Here is a 1,937-nt window from a genome sequence, read left to right as displayed (position 1 = left end):
GCCGTTATGTGTCGAACAACGATTGCCCGAGGTAGCCGCCCGGTGACGGCACGCCCGGCAGGATGACGAACACGGCCGAGCCCACCGGGGTGGTCCACACGTTGAGGGCGTCGAACTCCGCGAGTCGCTGTTGGACCGGCAGGAATTGGGCGTCCACGTCGCGCTGGTAGGCGGCGAAGAGCAGGCCCGAATTCGAGATCTGGCCCGGCGCGGGAGCATCGTCGTAGTTGTAGCCGCGGCGCAGGAATCGTTCGCCGTCGTGCGTGTGGCGCGCGCGGGCGATGTGCGCGGACGGCGGAATGATCGGGATGCCGTTCTCGTCGACGGCCGCGAAGTCCGGTTCGTCGAATTCCTTCGTGCCGGTCAGCGGGGCGCCGTTGGCGACGGTGCGGCCGACGGTGAGTTCCCTTCCCTCCCGGTCGATTTCATCCCAGGTGTCGAGGGTCATCGCGATTCGGCGCAGGACACAGGAGGTTCCGCCCGCGAGCCAGGGTTGCGCCGCGCCGTTGTCCCATACGAGTCGATCGAAATCGGTTCCGGGGGCGATGTTCACCGTGCCGTCGACCTGGCCCATCAGGTTGCGCGGGGTCTGACCGGGTTCGGCATCGCGGAACCCGCGTTGCACCCAGCGGACGGTGACCAAGGAGGACACGCTGCGGCACAGCACCCGGACCGCGTGCGACACCGTCGTCGCCTCGTCCGCGCAGACTTGCAGCAGCAGATCGCCGTCGCTCCAAGCGGATTCGAGTCGATCGATGGTGAACGGCGGCAGCGGTCGAAGCCAAGAGGGCCGCCGGTGATCGAGCCGGGAGGCGGTGAACACCTTGGGACCGAAGCCCACCGTGACGGTGAGCCGCGCCGGACGTTGGGCCAGTTCGGGTTCCGTGTCGGCCAGGGCGGGGCGGCCCTGGGTCAGGCGGGCGGCGTCGCCGGTCCAGATCTTCAGGATGCCGATGAGATCGTCCTTGGCGACGCCCGGTTTCAGATCGACCGCGACGAAGGCCGCCTGGGACTGCGGGGCCGTGGCGATGCCGGATTGATGTGTGCCGTAGAACGGTTCGATCGCCGGCCGCGGTTCGTCCGGACGGTGCGTGAGTACGCCGCCGCCCCAACCGATCCCGGCCGCCCCCGCCGCGACGGCGCCGCCCCCGAGCAGGCGCCGTCGGTTGAGCCGTCCCTGGCCGGTCTCAGCCACCGTGCGCCGGCGCCTGCGCACCGTTCGCGTGGTCGGGCGCGTAATTCTCCTGGTTGCCCGAGAAGTCGCGTACCTGGGCGGTGAACGTGGTCGTCGACCCGTCGTCGAAGGTCAGCGTGACCGGCGTTTCGGTCCCCGTACGCAACGGACCGGTGAGCCCCATGAACATGATGTGATCCCCACCCGGCCGCAACTCCGCCTTCCCGTGCGCCGGAATCACGAACCCGCCCGCCTTGGGCCGCATCGTCTTGGCGCCACCGCCATCCGCGACCACCTCGTGCAGCTCGACCCGATTGGAGGCAGGACTCGTAGCGGACACCACCGTGCGCGCCTTGTCGCTCGAGTTGCTCAGCTCCCCGAACGCCGCCGACATTTCACCGTCCGCCGCCCTGACCCACTGGTCGGTGATCGTCACCGAATCCGCCGCCCGAGCCTCCGACCTGTCGGTGGACGAACAGGCGACGAGGAGTAGGGGAATGGACAACGCCGCGGCAGTGCCACGCAGTACGCGTGCAGAGCGGCGGCCGCGAGTCGAATAGCTGGTGAGAGTACGCATGAAGTTCTCCGATCGTGGGGAATGTGTTGTGGCGGTGCGTGTTCCGCACCGTTGTCGGCAGGAGGGGCACGGTCGGCGCGAACCCGGCTCACGCGTGCAGATCGCCCGGAGGCCCGGCGGCACAACCGTGCCCGACACCGGCCGCGAAGTTTCGCCTTCTGCGGCCACGGCGGTAGCGCTGGTCCG

2 protein-coding genes are annotated in these 1,937 nt (G+C 69.2%); both read right to left on the bottom strand.

Going from position 1 to position 1,937, the window contains the following annotated elements; translation table 11 throughout:
* Positions 1–4 precede the first annotated feature (4 nt).
* Positions 5–1,195, bottom strand: coding sequence for a Dyp-type peroxidase (locus ACFQ9K_RS44375; protein ID WP_378725490.1), 1,191 nt, complete (start codon positions 1,193–1,195; stop codon positions 5–7).
* A complete protein-coding gene (locus ACFQ9K_RS44370) occupies positions 1,188–1,751 on the bottom strand; it encodes a copper chaperone PCu(A)C (protein ID WP_378725488.1) in 564 nt (187 codons plus the stop codon). Before ACFQ9K_RS44370 ends, ACFQ9K_RS44375 begins: the two co-directional genes overlap by 8 nt.
* Positions 1,752–1,937 lie beyond the last annotated feature (186 nt).

The organism is Nocardia sp. NPDC056564 (genome assembly GCF_042793755.1).
Taxonomy (GTDB): Bacteria; Actinomycetota; Actinomycetes; order Mycobacteriales; family Mycobacteriaceae; genus Nocardia.
Note: the sequence above shows the minus strand (reverse complement) of the source record. Positions and strands in the feature narration are given on the sequence as shown.